This is a genomic window from Meiothermus sp. (assembly GCF_037443965.1).
Lineage (GTDB): Bacteria > Deinococcota > Deinococci > Deinococcales > Thermaceae > Meiothermus.
Genome location: NZ_JBBINI010000001.1, coordinates 23,600 through 38,636, shown reverse-complemented (window position 1 = coordinate 38,636; position 15,037 = coordinate 23,600). Strand labels below are relative to the sequence as shown.

General features: G+C 65.6%; 13 protein-coding genes. All 13 read left to right on the top strand.

What is annotated here, in order from left to right; genetic code table 11:
- Positions 1-76: 76 nt before the first annotated feature.
- The 13 genes from WKI89_RS00185 (at position 77) to WKI89_RS00125 (ending at position 15,020) form a co-directional block, all read left to right on the top strand.
- A complete protein-coding gene (locus WKI89_RS00185; RefSeq protein ID WP_337867197.1) occupies positions 77-1,393 on the top strand; it encodes a urate hydroxylase PuuD in 1,317 nt (438 codons plus the stop codon).
- A 9-nt stretch (positions 1,394-1,402) separates the two neighbouring features.
- Positions 1,403-1,759 (top strand): hydroxyisourate hydrolase, encoded by a 357-nt coding sequence (uraH, locus tag WKI89_RS00180; RefSeq protein ID WP_337867196.1) that lies wholly within the window; start codon positions 1,403-1,405, stop codon positions 1,757-1,759.
- 93 nt (positions 1,760-1,852) lie between these two features.
- A complete protein-coding gene (locus WKI89_RS00175; RefSeq protein ID WP_337867195.1) occupies positions 1,853-3,172 on the top strand; it encodes an allantoate amidohydrolase in 1,320 nt (439 codons plus the stop codon).
- A gap of 9 nt (positions 3,173-3,181) precedes the next feature.
- Complete coding sequence (locus WKI89_RS00170; protein WP_337867194.1) at positions 3,182-4,546, top strand: allantoinase; 1,365 nt, start codon at positions 3,182-3,184, stop codon at positions 4,544-4,546.
- A 25-nt stretch (positions 4,547-4,571) separates the two neighbouring features.
- Complete coding sequence (gene allE / locus WKI89_RS00165; protein WP_337867193.1) at positions 4,572-5,321, top strand: (S)-ureidoglycine aminohydrolase; 750 nt, start codon at positions 4,572-4,574, stop codon at positions 5,319-5,321.
- A gap of 249 nt (positions 5,322-5,570) precedes the next feature.
- Positions 5,571-6,863, top strand: coding sequence for a M20 family metallo-hydrolase (locus tag WKI89_RS00160; protein ID WP_337867192.1), 1,293 nt, complete (start codon positions 5,571-5,573; stop codon positions 6,861-6,863).
- Between the two features lie 337 nt (positions 6,864-7,200).
- Entirely contained in the window at positions 7,201-8,586 is a 1,386-nt protein-coding gene (locus tag WKI89_RS00155) for an FAD binding domain-containing protein (RefSeq protein ID WP_337867191.1), read from the top strand.
- Positions 8,583-10,901 (top strand): xanthine dehydrogenase molybdopterin binding subunit, encoded by a 2,319-nt coding sequence (xdhB, locus tag WKI89_RS00150; protein ID WP_337867190.1) that lies wholly within the window; start codon positions 8,583-8,585, stop codon positions 10,899-10,901. Before WKI89_RS00155 ends, xdhB begins: the two co-directional genes overlap by 4 nt.
- A gap of 31 nt (positions 10,902-10,932) precedes the next feature.
- Complete coding sequence (locus tag WKI89_RS00145; RefSeq protein ID WP_337867189.1) at positions 10,933-11,163, top strand: type II toxin-antitoxin system Phd/YefM family antitoxin; 231 nt, start codon at positions 10,933-10,935, stop codon at positions 11,161-11,163.
- Positions 11,160-11,546, top strand: coding sequence for a type II toxin-antitoxin system VapC family toxin (locus tag WKI89_RS00140; protein ID WP_337867188.1), 387 nt, complete (start codon positions 11,160-11,162; stop codon positions 11,544-11,546). The genes WKI89_RS00145 and WKI89_RS00140 overlap by 4 nt, the downstream gene beginning before the upstream one ends.
- Positions 11,547-11,597: 51 nt before the next feature.
- Positions 11,598-12,437 carry a xanthine dehydrogenase accessory protein XdhC gene (xdhC, locus tag WKI89_RS00135; RefSeq protein ID WP_337867187.1) on the top strand — a complete coding sequence of 280 codons (840 nt, stop codon included), beginning with the start codon at positions 11,598-11,600 and terminating at the stop codon, positions 12,435-12,437.
- 34 nt (positions 12,438-12,471) lie between these two features.
- Complete coding sequence (locus WKI89_RS00130; RefSeq protein WP_337867186.1) at positions 12,472-13,968, top strand: ABC transporter ATP-binding protein; 1,497 nt, start codon at positions 12,472-12,474, stop codon at positions 13,966-13,968.
- On the top strand, positions 13,965-15,020 hold the full coding sequence (locus tag WKI89_RS00125) for an ABC transporter permease (protein ID WP_337867185.1): 1,056 nt from the start codon (positions 13,965-13,967) through the stop codon (positions 15,018-15,020). The genes WKI89_RS00130 and WKI89_RS00125 overlap by 4 nt, the downstream gene beginning before the upstream one ends.
- Positions 15,021-15,037: the final 17 nt, after the last annotated feature.

Below are 15,037 nucleotides of genomic sequence, written 5' to 3'. Positions count from 1 at the left end.
GGACGCTGCTATCCTTAAAAATCAGCAAACGCTACCGCACCTGCAAGAGAAAACCACGATAGAATCAGCCAAGACCATGAACCCCCTCCACCAAGACCGACTGCGAATCGTTAAGTGGCCTTGGGTGCTGGCCCTCCTGGCCATCTTCGCCCTGGCGGTGGCCCTCACCCTGGCGAACGGCTGGCAGGCCCACGCCCGGGAGTGGCTCAACCTGGTGGTGCGCTGGCTGCACATCATCTACGGCATCGCCTGGATTGGGGCTAGCTTTTACTTCATCTTTCTAGAGAACGCCCTCGAGCGCCAGGGCGTGCGGGCCGAGCTCTCCGGCAATATCTGGGCCATCCATGGCGGTGGCATCTACTACCTGGAAAAGTACAAAACCGCCCCCCAGGAGCTGCCCCGATACCTGCACTGGTTCAAATGGGACGCCTACCTCACCTGGGTTACGGGGTTTTTGCTGCTCGTCATCGTCTACTACGCCGACCCCCGCACCATTCTGCTGGCCCCCGGCAGCACCCTGTCAGGCTGGGCGGCCATCGCGATGGCTATCGCAAGCCTGGTGGCGGCCTGGCTGGTTTACGTGGGGCTTTCCAGCACCCAGCTGCTCTACCGCCCGGCTTTGTTTTTGCTGGTGGGCGGGGTGCTGGTCGCGCTGGCGGCCTATCTGCTGGGGCAGGTCTTCAGCGGGCGCGGCACCTTCATGCACATCGGGGCCATGCTCGGCACCATCATGGCGGCCAACGTGTTTTTTGTGATCATCCCTTCGCAAAAAAAGCTGGTGCAGGCCGCGCAGCAGGGCAAGGCCCTCGACCCCAACTTTGTGGCCTGGGTGCAGCTCCGCTCCCGTCACAACAACTACCTCACCCTGCCGGTGCTCTTCACCATGATCGCCCATCACTTCCCCATGACCTACAGCGGGGGGGCGAACTGGCTGATCCTGATCCTGCTCTTTGCGGCCGGGGTGGCGGTGCGGCACTTCATCAACGTGACCGAGAAAGAGCACCACAAAACCTTGATTGAAGGCGGGGCCATGCCCTACCTGCTGGTGCTGGCGGCGGCTTTGCTCCTGGGGGCTTTCTACCTGACCGCCCCGCGCCAAAGCTCCGAAGCCCAGGGCCAGCTACCTGTAGCCTTTGCCGAGGTGCAGGCCATCATGGCGGCGCACTGCCAGATGTGCCACGCGGCCCGCCCCACCCAGCCGGGCTTTGCCTCGGCGCCGGGCGGGGTGATGCTCGAGACCCCCGAGCAGATTGTGGGGTATGCACAGAAAATCAAGCAGGTTTCGGTGGACACCCAGTACATGCCCCTGCTGGTGCCGGGGGTTCCGCCCATGACCCCCGAGCAGCGGGCCCGGCTGGGGGCCTGGGTAGCCCAGGGTGCGCCGGGGCCGTAGGATTAAGGCATGGCACGGCTCTCGACCCATGTGCTGGACACCGCCCACGGCCGCCCCGCGGCGGGGCTTGACCTCGAGCTCTACCGCATCGGTTCTTCCGGCGAACGCAGCTTCCTCACCGCTACCAGCACCAACAGCGATGGGCGCACCGATCAGCCCCTGCTTTCTGGTGAAACCCTGCAAACCGGCATCTATGAACTGGTCTTTCATGTTGCGGCGTACTTCAAGGCCCAGGGGGTGCACCTGCCCGATCCCCCTTTTCTCGATGAGGTATTGATCCGTTTTGGCATCGCCGATGCTAAGGGACACTACCACGTACCGTTGTTGCTCTCGCCTTTCGGCTATAGCACCTACCGGGGTAGCTGAGTACCCCACGGGAGGCTTCGCCTCTTGCCCCGTCGCAGCAAACCACGTTTTCCGCTTCGAGCATCAATTTACGCTTCCCGCGGGGGCCCCAGGATGGGGAAAATCAGGGATACGGGGGCCCACAACCAAAGCCCAGAGCCCTACGAACAAGGACGCATCCTAACTGACCTGACCATGAATCTTTCCGATACTCACTTAGCCCAGGAAGCCCTCGAGCGCTGCCTGGCCCTGGGCCGTCTGTCCGAAGAAGCAGGCCGCCTGACCCGCACCTTCCTCTCTCCCCCCATGCGGGAGGTGCACCGGCTGCTTACCGCCTGGATGCAGGAACTGGGCATGACGGTGCGAGTGGACGCGGTGGGGAACCTGATTGGGCGCTACCCCGGCCAGACCCCCAACGCCCCAGCCCTGCTGATGGGCTCGCACGTGGACACCGTGCGCGATGCAGGCCGTTTCGATGGTCTACTGGGGGTCACGCTGGCGCTGGCGGTGGTGAAAGGGCTGGAGGGCCGCAGGCTGCCCTTTGCCATTGAGGTGATCGCCTTCTCGGAAGAGGAAGGGGTGCGGTTTGGGGTGCCCTTTCTGGGGAGCAAGGCCATCGTCGGGCGGTTCGGGCCGGAGCTGCTAAAGCTGCAAGACGCCGAGGGGCAGACGGTCGAGGCGGCCATCCGGGCCTTTGGCTTAGAGCCCGCCCAGATTCCCCAGGCCGCCTGTAACCCCGCCCAGGTCAGGGGGTTTCTGGAGTTTCACATCGAGCAGGGGCCGGTGCTGGAGGCCCTGGGGTATCCGCTCGGCCTGGTGGAGGGCATCGTGGGGCAGAGCCGGCTCGAGGTGGCCTTCCGCGGCCAGGCCGGGCACGCCGGCACCGCGCCCATGCACCTGCGCAAAGACGCCCTGGCCGGGGCCGCCGAGTGGATTACCCTGGTCGAGCGCGAGGCCCGCGAGGAGCCGGGCCTGGTGGCTACGGTGGGCATGATTACCGCCCTGCCCGGCGCGGCCAATGTGATTCCGGGGGAGGTGCAGATGAGCCTGGATGTGCGCCACCTCGAGGACGACATCCGCAGCCTGGCGGTGGCTAACCTGATCACCCGGGCCCAGCAGGTGGCCCAGCGCCGGGGCCTCGAGCTCGGCTACCGCACCCTGTACGAGCAGCCCGCCGTGCCCTGCGACCCCGGTCTGAACGCGCTGCTGGCCGAGGCCATGGGCGCCCAGGGCTACCCGGTGCACCCGATGGTCTCGGGGGCCGGGCACGATGCCATGGTTATGACGACCCTTTGCCCCGCCACCATGCTGTTCCTGCGCAGCCCCGGCGGCCTCTCGCACCACCCGGAGGAGTCGGTCTGGCCGCAGGATGTGGAAGCCGCCTTGCGGGTGGGCCTGGACTTTTTGCACAGGCTGGCGGCCCATGTGGGTTAGGAGGTAACAATGCTCGATCTAATCGTGCGCGGTGGAAAGCTGGTCACCCCCGAAGGAGTGCGGCAGGCCGACCTGGTGGTCGCGGATGGGCGGATCGTGCAGATGGCCCCGGAAATTACCGAACCGGCCCGGCAGGAGGTTCGCGCGGAGGGATTGCACGTCTTTCCGGGTCTGATTGACGTGCACGTGCACTTCAACGAGCCGGGGCAGGCCCACTGGGAGGGCATCGCCACCGGCAGCGCGGCCCTGGCCGCCGGCGGCGGCACGGCGTTTTTCGACATGCCGCTCAACTCCCTGCCCTGCACCCTCGAGGCCCCCTCCTTCGACCAGAAGCTGGCGGCCATGCGGGCTTCCTCCCACACCGATTTCGCCCTGTGGGGGGGGCTCACCCCCCAGAACCTCGAGCGCCTCCCCGAGCTGGCCCTGCGGGGGGTGATCGGGTTCAAGGCCTTTATGTCGAACTCCGGCCTGCCGGAGTTTCCGCACTGCGACGACGGCAGCCTGTACGAGGGTATGCACATCGCCGCCCGGCTGGGCCTACCGGTGGCCGTCCACGCCGAGTCCGACGCTCTGACGGCTCACTTTACCCGGCAGAAGCGGCAGCAAGGCCAGACCACCTGGCACGACTACCTGGCCTCGAGGCCGGTCTTGACCGAGTTGGAGGCCATCCAGCGGGCCCTGCTGCTCGCGCAGGAAACCGGCTGCCGGCTGCACATCGTGCACATCAGCTCGGGGGCCGGGGTGGTGCTGGCCGCCGAGGCCAAAACCAGAGGGGTGGACGTGAGCCTTGAGACCTGCCCCCACTACCTGGCCTTCACCGAGGAAGACTTGGAGTGCCTGGGGGCCCTTGCCAAGTGCGCCCCACCCCTTCGCTCCAGCGACCAGCAAACCCTGCTGTGGAACCAGGTTTCGCAGGGGCTGGTGGACATCATCGCCTCCGACCACTCCCCCAGCCCGCCCGCGATGAAGCAGGGCGACGACTTTTTTGCCCTGTGGGGCGGGATTGCCGGGGTGCAGTCCACCCTGGCCGTGCTGCTAACCGAAGGCTGGCAACGGCGCGGGCTGGCCCTGGAGCGGCTGGCCGCCCTGCTCTCGGCCAACCCGGCACGGCGTTTTGGCCTCGTGGGCAAGGGCCTATTGGCCGAAGGCTATGACGCCGACTTTGCCCTGGTAGACCTGCAGCAGACCTACACCCTGAGGCCCCAGGATCTGCACCAGCGACATCCCATCTCGCCCTACCTGGGCCGTCGCTTTGTGGGCGTGGTGCGGGAAACCTGGCTGCGGGGGCAGCGGGTGTATGCCTTGGGTAAGATAGAAAAGCCCAGCGAGGTTCGATTGCTTAAGGGGACGATCCCCTTCGGGACAGAACCCTGACGGGCCTGTTCACCCAGAGGCATCTATGAGTCTGACCGGTTTTACCCGTACCCGCGTAGCCCCCGATCACGCCTTATTCACCCCTGATACCTTTGTGCGGGCCCCCCTGCCCGGCTGGAAAAACACCGCCTGCATCGTCCACATCTCGCCCGAGCTGGGGGCCCGCTTCAAGATGTACACGGTGGAGATGGAAGCCGGCGGCACCGGCGAGATGACCCTACTGGATATCCAGCGGCTTGCCTATGTGCTGGAAGGTGCGGTGGCGCTCGAGGTGGGCGATGCCCGACATACCCTGGGGGCCCACCATTACGCCTACCTGCCGGCCAACACCCCCCACCGTTTCGAGGCCGCCGCCCGCGCGCGGATGGTGGTATTCGACAAGCCCTACCAGGCCCTGGCCGGGGTAGAGGTTCCTCTGGTGGTGCGCGGCCACGAGCCCGATATCCCCAGCAGCCCGCTCCTGGGCGATGAGGCCCTGCAGGTGCGCCTGCTCTTGCCGGATAACCCCTCTTTTGATATGGCGGTCAACACCATGACCTTTGCCCCCGGTGCCCACCTGTCCTTGGTGGAAACCCACGTGATGGAGCACGGCCTGCTCTTCCTCGAGGGCGGTGGGGTGTACCGGCTGGGTGACCGCTGGTACACCGTGCAGGCCGGCGACGTAATCTGGATGGCCTCCTACTGCCCGCAGTGGTTCGGGGCGCTGGGCAAAACACCCAGCAAGTATCTGATTTACAAAGACGTCAACCGCCACTCGCTCGAGCTGTTGGGCTGACCCAGACCCCTTGCCCGTGCCTGGGCGGTGGAGGCCGCTTGGCTAGGTGCGGTAAACTTCTCGTGCTGATACCAGATTCGGTTGTTTCGTCGCCAGACAGCGACGAAACAACCCGACCGAAGGGAGTGCTCTAGGATTCAAAAAGACAGCCTCACGGAATTTTTGATTGACGATTGTCTTTTTGAATCCGGTATGGATTCTTTTCAAGCCCGGCTGAAGCAGGTCTTCTAAAAATTGCTGGAGTAAACCATGATCGTACGACCCCTGGTAGATCAAGAACGAATTGTCCGTGAACTCGAGGCCCTGGCGGAGTTTTCCGATACCCCCAAGCCGGCCATTACCCGCATCCTGTTTACCAAGCCCGACCTGGAAGCGCGGGCCTACCTCAAGGGGCTGTGCGAAGAAGCGGGCCTGCACCTACGCGAGGATGGCCTGGGCAACATCTTCGCCCGCTGGGAGGGCGCTGCGCCCAACCTGCCTGCGGTGGGCACTGGCTCGCACTTCGACGCCATCCCCTATGCCGGCATGTACGACGGCACGGTGGGCGTTTTGGGAGGACTGGAGGCCATCCGCTCCCTGCAACGCAGCGGCTTCAAACCCCGTCGCTCGATTGAACTGCTCATCTTTACCGCCGAAGAGCCTACCCGCTTTGGCATTGGCTGCCTGGGAAGCCGGGCTTTGGCCGGGGTCTTGAACGCCGAGTCGCTGCGAGGGCTCAAAGACCCGGAGGGGCGCACCCTCGAGGAGGTGCGCTGGGAGGCTGGCTATATGGGCCGCCTGGAAGACGTGGCCCTCCCCGAGGGCTACTACTCGGCTTTTGTGGAACTACACATTGAGCAAGGGCCGGTGCTCGAGCAGGAGCGTGTACCCCTGGGCATCGTGACGGCCATTGCGGCCCCGGCCTCCCTGCGGGTTAACCTGGAGGGGGTGGGCGGCCATGCCGGAACCGTCCTGATGCCCGATCGGCACGATGCGCTTTGCGCCGCCGCCGAGATTATTCTGGGTGTGGAAGCCTTTGCCAGAAACAGCGGCAGCATCAACACCGTGGCTACCACCGGCTTTTGCGAGGTTTATCCCAACGCGGTCAACAGCGTGCCCAGCCGGGTCAGGCTCGAGATTGATGTGCGCGATGTTGAACAATCGCGCCGCGACCAGGTGATCCGCAACGTAATTCAAGGAGTTGAACAGGTCTGCACCCGGCGGGAGATTAGGTACAGCGTGGAGATCATCAACATTGACCCGCCAGCCAAATCGGGTTCGGACGTGCTAAAAGCGCTGGTGGCGGCTTGTGGTGATGCTGGGGTTAGGTTCAAGCTAATGGTCAGCCGTGCCTATCACGACTCCCTGTTTATGGCCCGCATTGCCCCAACCGCCATGCTTTTCATACCCTGCCGCGAGGGGGTGAGCCACCGCCCAGACGAGTACGCTTCCCCCGACGACATCGCCAGGGGAACCTATGTGCTGGCCCTGACGCTGGCCAAGCTCTCGCTGGCCGAGGACAAGGGAAGTGGGAAAGAGGAGGCCATACTGCCCGAGGGCTGAAGAATTCTGCGTGCAGGGCCTATAACTCACAGTCCGGCCAGTTTCGTAAAATCATCCAACAGTTCGTTGTGGGGGCCGGTTGTACAATGAGCGACCATAGGCAGGTGAGGTTCGGTGTGCCTCTATTTGGGAAAGCCGGTCGCGCATTTCGCAGCCCGTTGTGAGGTTTCTAGCACAGCGAATCTCATGGTGTACCCCACGAGACGCTTCGCTCCCTGGTTCGTCGCAGCAAACCGCGTATTTGCGCTTCCTGCGGTTCCAAAATCAGCGGTAGGGCTTGGTAGTATCAGACGTCTCACGGATCGGATCTTTCAGAAGACCCTTTAGGAGGGCTTGGGTGGGCGAAATACGTTTCAGGTTGAACGGGCAAACGGTTCGGGTTTCTGGGGTAGATCCACATACCACCGCACTTTCCTGGCTGCGCCAGCAAGGTTGGACGGGCAGCAAGGAAGGCTGTGCAGAAGGAGAGTGCGGGGCCTGTGCGGTGCTGTTGCTACAGCCCGATGGCGAGGGCTCGCGCCTCGAGGCGGTCAACGGCTGCTTGTTGTTGCTGCCTAGCCTGGCCGGCCAGGAGGTCTGGACGGTAGAGGGGCTTTCCGGGAATGGCAACCTACACCCCGCGCAGCAGGCCATGCTGCAAGGGGGCTCGCAATGCGGCTACTGCACGCCAGGCTTTGTGGTCAGCATGGCGGCGGAGTACTACCGCAAGGGGCGCAAAGACTTCGACCTCGAGGCCCTCTCTGGCAACCTCTGCCGCTGCACCGGCTACCGGCCCATCCGGGACGCAGCGCTCGAGCTGGGCCAGCCCACCCCCGATGACCCCCTGGCCCGCCGCTGCCTGGAAACCGCCCCACCCCTGGGCCCCCTGCACTACCAGGCCGGCCCCACCTACCTGCGCCCGGCCTCCCTGCCCGAGCTTTTCCAGGCCCTGGAGCGCCATCCCCAGGCCCGGCTGGTGGCCGGCGGCACCGATGTGGTGGTGGAGGTCAACCAGCGCTTCGCTCGAGCCGAGGTATTCCTCGACCTGAGCGCCCTGCCCGAACTCCAGACCCTGCGCTGGGGCCCGGATTGCATCGAGATCGGTGCGGGGGTTTCCCTGAGCGAGGCCGAGCACTGGCTAAATGGCCGCATCCCCCTCCTGGCCGAGTGGTTTCCGCTGTTTGCCTCGCGCCTGATTCGCAACCGGGCCACCTTGGGGGGCAACCTGGGCACCGCCTCGCCCATCGGCGACGGCCCGCCGGTCTTGCTGGCCCTGGGGGCCGAGGTGGTGCTTGCTAGCGCGGCAGGGGAGCGGGTGCTGCCGCTCGAGCGCTTCTTCACCGGCTACCGCCAGACTGCCCGGCAGCCCGGCGAGGTCATCCGTGCGGTGCGCATCCCCCTGCCCCTGGTCCCGCAGGCCCGCTTCTACAAGGTTGCCAAGCGGCGTATGGACGATATCTCCACGGTGGCTGCGGCCTTTGCCCTCCGGCTGGAAGCGGGCCTGGTGCAGCACATCCGCATTGGCCTGGGTGGGGTGGCTGCCACCCCGGTGCGGGCCTACCAGACCGAGGCCTTTTTGCAGGGCAAGCCCTGGGACGGGCGCACTGTGCGGGCCGCGGCCGAGGTGATCCGGGGTGAGTTCAAGCCCATCGACGATCACCGCGGAAGCGCGGCCTACCGCACGGCCATGCTGGGGAACCTGTTGCACAAGTTCTATGCCGAGACTGCGGAGGTGCGGGTATGAAGGTGGTGGGCCAGGCAATTCCCCACGAATCGGCCAGAGAACACGTGACCGGACGGGCGCTCTACACCGACGATCTGTGGCCCCGCTACCCCCAGACCCTTCACGCCTGGCCGGTGCAGGCCCCCCACGCCCATGCCCGCGTGCTGCGCCTCGAGCCCGCACCGGCCTACCGGGTGCCGGGGGTGGTGCGGGTGCTCACCGCCCAGGAGGTGCCGGGCCTCAACGACGCTGGCATCAAGGGCGACGAGCCTTTGTTCCCTGCCGAGGTGATGTACCACGGCCAGGCGGTGGCCTGGGTGCTGGCCGAGACCGAGGAGGCCGCGCGGCTGGGGGCGGCGCAGGTGGTGGTGGAGTACGAACCCCTGCCGGCCATCCTTACCATCCAGGAGGCCATCGCCCAGGGGAGTTTCCAGGGGGCCACCTTGCAGGTACGCCGGGGCGACCTCGAGCAGGGCTTCGGCGCCTCGGCGCGGGTTCTGTCGGGGGCGCTCTACCTGGGGGGGCAGGAGCACTTTTACCTCGAGACCCAGGCCTCGCTGGCCCAGCTCGACGAGACCGGCCACATCCTGGTGCACTCCTCCACCCAGCACCCTTCCGAGACCCAGGAGGTGGTGGCCCAGGTGCTGGGCCTGCCGCGCAGCCAGGTCACGGTGCAGTGTATCCGCATGGGCGGGGGTTTTGGCGGCAAGGAGGTGCAGGCCAACCCCTATGCGGCGGTGGCGGCCTTGGGGGCCTACCTGACCCGGCGTCCGGTGCGGGTGCGGCTTTCGCGCCTGCTGGACATCACCCTGACCGGCAAGCGCCACCCCTTCTATGCCCGCTGGAAGGTGGGCTGCTCCGAGGAGGGGCGGCTACTGGCTCTACAGATCGAGCTCTTCTCGGATGGGGGCTGGTCGCAAGACCTGAGCGAGCCTGTGTTGGCTCGAGCCCTCTGCCACATTGACAACGCCTATTTCATCCCCCACCTCGAGGCCACCGGGCGGGTCTGCAAGACCCACAAAACCTCCCAGACCGCCTTTAGGGGCTTTGGCGGGCCGCAGGGCATGGTCTTCATCGAGGAGATACTCACCCAGGTGGCCCAGACCCTGGGGCTGCCGCCGGAGGTGGTGCGGGAGCGCAACTTCTACGGGCCGTCCGACGACCCGCAGACCTGCACCACCCACTATGGCCAGGAGATTAAGGACGTGGAGCGCATCCGCCTGATCTGGAACGAGCTCAAAAGCAGCGCCGAGCTCGAGCGCCGCCGCCAGGAGGTCGCCCTTTTCAACGCCCAGAACCCCCACCGCAAGCGGGGCCTGGCCATCACCCCGGTCAAGTTCGGCATCTCCTTCAACTTCACCACCTACAACCAGGCCGGAGCGCTGGTGCTGGTCTACCAGGACGGCTCGGTACAGGTCAACCATGGGGGCACCGAGATGGGCCAGGGGCTTTATACCAAGATTCAGCAGATTGCCGCCGAGGCCCTGGGGGTGCCGCTCGAGGCCATCCGCCTGATGCCCACCCGCACCGACAAAGTCCCCAACACCTCGGCCACCGCAGCCTCCACCGGGGCCGACCTGAACGGGGCCGCGGTCAAGGATGCCTGCGAGAAAATCAAGGCCCGGCTGGCCGGGGTCGCGGCCCAGCGCTTCGGGGTGAACCCCGCCGACGTGGTGTTCGAGGACGGCCAGGTCTGGAGCATCTGGAAGCCCGACGAGCGCCTGGCCTTTGCCGAGGTGGTGCGGGCTGCTTACGCCCAGCGGGTGCAGCTCTTTGCCGACGGCTTTTACCGCACGCCGGGCCTGCACTGGGACAAAACCCGTATGCAGGGCAAGCCCTTCCACTACTTCGCCTACGGTGCGGCGGTGAGCGAGGTGGAGGTGGACGGCTTCACCGGCCAGTATGCTTTGCGCCGGGTGGACATCCTGCACGATGTGGGCGACTCCCTCTCGCCGCTGGTAGACCTGGGCCAGGTGGAAGGGGGCTTCATCCAGGGCCTGGGCTGGCTCACCTTAGAAGACCTGCGCTGGGACGCGGAGGGCCGTGTGGCCACCCGCTCGGCCAGCACCTACAAGCTGCCCAGCTTTTCCGAGCTGCCCCCGGTGTTCAATGCTAAGCTTCTGCCCAAGGCCACCGAGACCGGGGTGGTGTACGGCTCCAAGGCGGTGGGGGAGCCCCCCCTGATGCTGGCCATCTCGGTGCGCGAGGCCCTGCGCGATGCGGTGGCGGCTTTTGGTGCGGGGGGCTACGTGGAGCTGGCCTCGCCGGCCACGCCCGAGGCGGTCTACTGGGCCATTGAGCAGGTGCGGCAAGGGGCCTTGGTGTCTGGAGATTGATAAACTTAGTTTATTGGACTAGACTAAGTCTATGTCGAAGGTAATTAATGTACATGAAGCCAAAACGCACCTCTCGAGCCTGCTCGAGCGGGTTCGGGCGGGGGAGGAGATCATCCTAGCCAAGAACGGCCAGCCCTGCGCCCGACTGGTGCCCCTGGAGAAGCCCAAGAAGCGTAAGTTGGGGGCTATGAAAGGGCTAGGGAAAGTGGACAAAGCCTTTTTTGAGCCGCTTCCTGAGGAAGAGTTGAGGGGCTGGGAGTGAAGGTTTTGCTCGATACCCACGTCTTTCTATGGGCTTTATTTGAGCCCGAGAGGCTCTCCAAAACTGCAAAAAGGTTGCTTGAAAATCTGCAGACTGAGATATTTCTAAGTGCGGCAAGCGCCTGGGAAATTGCCACCAAGCACCGCTTGGGCAAGATTCCTCATGTTAGTTACCTGGTCGAGCATTTTGAGCAAGCGGTTTACTCGTTGCAGGCTGCAGAACTTCCGGTTACCCGCACCCATGTGCTGAAAGCCGGAGCTTGGCCTGTCGAGCACCGCGATCCCTTCGACCGGATGCTGGCGGCCCAGGCTTCGCTGGAAGGGTTGCTCTTACTTACCGCCGACCCAGTCTTCGAGGCCTTTTCAATCGAGGTGGTCTGGTAAACAGAGTCCCATGCAGCTGTCTACTTTTTATGGGTCTTGGCCGAGGAAATTATGCGCTGGTTCGAGCACCTGGCCCAACTAACCGAGCGCAAGCAGCCCCTGGTGCTGGTCACCCTGGTGGCGGTGCGCGGCCATGCGCCGCGCGAGGCTGGGGCCAAGATGCTGGTGACAGCGGAGGAGGTGTACGGCACCATTGGGGGTGGGAACCTCGAGGCCACCGCCATTGGGCTGGCCCGGCAGATGCTGGCGGGAGGTACGGCCAGTCCGCAGATGCACACCCTGCGGCTCACCGAGCAGGCCCCTGCCGAGTACGGTGTGCAGTGCTGTGGGGGCGAGGTGAGCATCCTGCTCGAGCGGGTGGTGCCGGCCCGGCCTACCGTGGCCCTCTTCGGGGTGGGGCATGTGGGGCTGGCCCTGGCCCAGGTGCTCTCGATCTGCCCGCTAGCGCTTTGGCTGGTGGACTCGAGGGCTCCCATGCTGGCCGAAGCGCGCCTGGCTCCCCTTCAGCACGGCCAAGCCGAGCTCAAAGCCTTCCACGCCCCCATCCCGGACGCAGTGGTGAACGACCTGCCGTCGGGCTCGCACCTGGTGGTCATGACCCACGACCACGCCGAGGATCTGTTCGTGCTCGAGAGGGCCCTGCGCCGGCCCGACCTGGGTTATATCGGCCTTATCGGGAGTGCTGGCAAGTGGGCCCGCTTCCGGCAGAGGCTAAAGGCCCAGGGTTTTTCCGACCAGGACCTGCGGCGGGTCACCACCCCCATCGGCCTGCCGGGGGTCAAGAGCAAAGCCCCGGAGGCCATCGCCATCGCCACGGCGGCCCAGTTGCTGCCGCTGCTTTTTGAGGAAGCGCCCCCCGGGAAGCCGGTTCGGGAAGAGCAGGCTGGCTAGCCCCAGCTACCAGCTTTCTGTATGATTTGCGGCAATGTCGGCGCTGCTCGAGCTGAAAAACATCACCAAGCGTTTTCCGGGTGTGGTTGCCAACGACGGGGTGAGCCTCGAGGTCTACCCCGGCGAGGTGCTGGCGCTCTTGGGGGAGAATGGGGCTGGCAAGTCCACGCTGGTCTCTATTCTTTATGGTCTCTACCGCCCCGACGAAGGAGAGATCCGGGTGGAGGGCCGTCCGGTGCGCATTGCCTCGCCCATGGACGCGCTCCGGCTGGGCATCGGCTTGGTGCCCCAGCACCCCACGCTGGTGGGCCGACACACCGTGGCCGAAAACCTGGCTTTGGGCATCGGCAGTCCTCTCTTGCCGGCCCAGCGCATCGGGCCCTTGATCGAGCGGATCGCCCAGGGCTACGGCCTGCAAATTGACCCCAAGGCGCGGGTGCACCAGCTCTCACCGGGCGAGAAGCAGCGGGTGGAGATCGTGCGGGCTTTGCTGCGGGGGGCCAAGGTGCTCATCCTGGACGAGCCGACCAGCGTGCTCACCCCCCAGGAGGCTGAGGCTTTGTTCAGGGTTATGCGCGAGCTGCGGGCGGCGGGCAAGTCGCTTATCTTCATCTCCCACAAGCTCGAGGAGGTTCTGTCCATCGCCGACCGCTGCACGGTGCTGCGCCGAGGCCGGGTGGTGGGCAGTTTGCCCAGGGAAGAGGCCAGCAAACCCAGGCTGGCCGAGCTGATGGTGGGGCGCAGCGTGAGTTTCGAGCGCAAGCGGCAAGCCACCCCCATGGGCGAGGTGGTGCTCGAGGTCGAAGACCTCAAGGCCCGCTCGAGCCGCAACATCCCAGCCTTGCGGGGGGTTTCTTTTACGCTGCGTGGAGGAGAGATTCTGGGTCTGGCCGGGGTGGCGGGCAACGGCCAGAGCGAGCTGGTGGAGGTGCTGGCGGGCCTCCGAAGCATCGAGGCGGGCTCGGTGCGGCTCCTAGGACAGCCCCTACCGGCCCAGCCGGCCCGGTTGTTTGACCTGGGGGTGGCCCACATCCCCGAAGATCGCATCCAGATGGGCACCGTGCCCAGCATGAGCGTGGCCGAGAACCTGGCCCTGCGCACCTTCGACCGGCCCCCCTGGGCCCGCGCCGGCTGGCTCAACCCCCGGGCCTTTGCGGAGGTGGCCCGGCAGCGGGTGCAGGCCTACGCCATCGCCACCCCCAGCCTTGGCACCCCCTCGAGGCTGCTTTCTGGCGGCAACATCCAGAAGGTCATCCTGGCCCGCGAGCTGGCCGGGCAGCCCCGTTTGATTCTGGCTGTGCACCCCACCTACGGCCTCGATATCGGGGCCACCGAGCAGGTGCACCGGGTCTTGCTGGAAAAAACCCAGCAGGGGGCAGCGGTGCTGTTGGTCTCGGAAGACCTGGAGGAGCTGCTCTCGCTCTCCGACCGGATCGGGGTGCTCTACCGGGGGGCCTTGCAGGGGCCATTTGCGGTGGAAGAAGTCTCGCGCGAGGCCATTGGCCTGTGGATGGCCGGGGGTGCGGCGTGAGGCTCGAGCCCCTGGCGAATGCCTCGCCCGGGCGGGTGCTGGGGGTCACGCTGGCTGCGCTGGGGCTGGCCTTTGTGCTGGTGGGCGCGGTGTTTGTGGCCTATGGGCAGAACCCGCTCGAGGTCTACCGTACCATGCTCACCGGCACCTTGCTGGACGCCAAGGGCTGGCAGGAAATCCTCCGACGCAGCATCCCCCTGCTGCTGATTGGGGTGGGCCTGACCCTGGCTTTTCGCACCCAGTTCTACAACATCGGGGCCGAGGGCCAGCTTTTGCTGGGGGCGGTGCAGGCCGCGGGGGTGGCCCTCTTCGTGCCCTTGCCGGCGCCCCTGAGCCTGCCGACCATGGTGCTGGCCGGCGCTCTGGGCGGGGCGCTGTGGTGCGGCCTGGCAGCCTGGCTGCGGCTGCGCTTCAGCGTCAACGAGATCCTCTCCACCCTGATGCTCAACTACGTGGCCCAGTCGCTGGTCATCTTCCTGATCAACGGCCCCTGGCGGGGCAAGGATGTGCGGGGCTACATCTACTCCGACCGCTTCGCCGAGTACCAGCAGATTCCGGTCTGGGCGGGCTCGAGCGTGCACTGGCCCACCCTGCTGCTGGGGGTGCTGCTGGCCCTGGTCTTGCAGCTCGTGCTCTTCCGCACCACCCTGGGCTTCCGCATGCGCATCGTGGGCGAGAACCCTGGGGCCGCCCGCTACCTGGGGATTGCCCAGGGCCGGGTGCTGCTGCTGCTGGCCCTGATCACTGGGGGCCTGGCCGGTCTGGCCGGGGTGGGGGAGATCGCCGGCATCCACCACCGGCTCATCGAGCCCAGCCAGCTTTCCTCTGGCTACGGCTTTACCGCCATCATCGTGGCCTGGCTGGCTCGAGGCCACCCGGCCCTGGTGCTCCTCACCGCCCCGCTGATGGGCCTGGTGCTGGCTGGGGGCGACCTGCTGAAGGTCAGCCTGAATATGCCCTTCCGCATCGTGGATGTTTTCAGCGGGGTGATTCTGTTCTGCCTGATTGGCTCGGAACTGTTTTTGCGCTACCGTGTTCGCTGGGGCAGGTAAAAAGTGCTGGAAGACCC